Annotated in this window: 1 protein-coding gene; it reads right to left on the minus strand. The window is 38.0% G+C overall.

Translation table 11 applies throughout. The features are described from left to right. Positions 1-376: 376 nt before the first annotated feature. On the minus strand, positions 377-1,456 hold a 1,080-nt coding region (locus KQI58_RS22395), incomplete at its 5' end, for an LPXTG cell wall anchor domain-containing protein (protein ID WP_216411142.1).

The following is a 1,456-nucleotide window of genomic DNA, read 5'->3' on the forward strand; positions in this document are numbered from 1 at the left end:
GTAGATGGGTATCTAGTAATTTTATAAGTTCATCCAAAGTTTCGACGACTCCGTTCTAGTTTTTATATTATTATTACCAAAGTCGGACTTGGAAATCAACTAACACTGGAAAGAACCATAAAAGTCTTGCAAAATACACCAACAAAAACTAAATACCAATGAATTTCAATAAGTGGCTAACTTGCACTTGAAATTTGAGAAAATTTTTTTACTAAAAAAAACACCTAGAGTAGCAAAATTTCACCTACTTTAGATGTTTTCATATGACTTCATCAGCCCTAATTTACTAATAGTCTAAAAAGTACAAACAACTCATAATCAGGTCATGGAGTTCAACTTTTTATGTTGAACTCTACAACCGATTTTTTTCTAAAAACTAATCTTTTTGCTGTTCATCTTTTTTCTTCAATAAACCAAGAGCTGCAAGAACACTGGCTAGCCCAACAAATGAAAGCTGCAAGCTTGATTCAAGGGATTCACCAGTTTTTGGAAGTTGTTTTTCAGAAGATCCAGTTCCACTTGAAGTTGTTGTTCGACCTGTTGCATTAGTTAAAGCACCTGTAGTAGTTCCAGATAACGCTTTTGCAGTCGATCCCGCAATTATACCTTTGGTACTTGTTGATGCGCTATTGGAAATTGGAGTAGTTGTACTACTTGAAGTACTTTCATAGTTACTCATACTTGTAGATGTACTTCCACTATAACTTGCCGATTCACTTGCACTTTCACTGTTACTAATACTTGTGCTGCTTGAGTTCGACTCGCTGATCGATGTGCTTACACTTGTACTATCACTTGTACTTGTTGATGTGCTTCCACTATAGCTTCCTGACTCGCTTCTGTCACTCATGCTGATAGAAGTACTTTCGCTTGTGCTGTCGCTCGTACTTATAGATGTGCTTCCACTATAGCTTCCTGACTCGCTTGATGATTCACTTACACTTGTCGAAATAGATTCGCTAATTGATACACTGATTGAATCGCTAATACTTGTGCTTTCACTATTACTTTCACTTGTGCTAGTTGAATTCGAATCACTGATCGAAGTACTTTCGCTTGTGCTGTCGCTCGTACTTACAGATGTGCTTCCACTATAGCTTCCTGACTCGCTTGATGATTCACTTACACTTGTCGAAATGGATTCGCTAATTGATGTGCTTACACTTGTACTGTCGCTGTTGCTCACGCTTGTACTTTCAGATCTTGAATCACTGATTGATGTACTTTCGCTTGTGCTGTCGCTCGTACTTACAGATGTGCTTCCACTATAGCTTCCTGACTCGCTTGATGATTCACTTACACTTGTCGAAATGGATTCGCTAATTGATGCACTGATTGAATCACTAATACTTGTGCTTTCACTATTGCTTTCGCTTGTGCTAGTTGAGTTCGAATCACTGATTGATGTGCTTACACTTGTACTGTCGCTATCACTCACGCTTGTACTTTCAGATCT

The sequence above is a fragment of the Enterococcus raffinosus genome, assembly GCF_018917525.1.
Classification (GTDB): Bacteria; Bacillota; Bacilli; order Lactobacillales; family Enterococcaceae; genus Enterococcus_A; species Enterococcus_A raffinosus_A.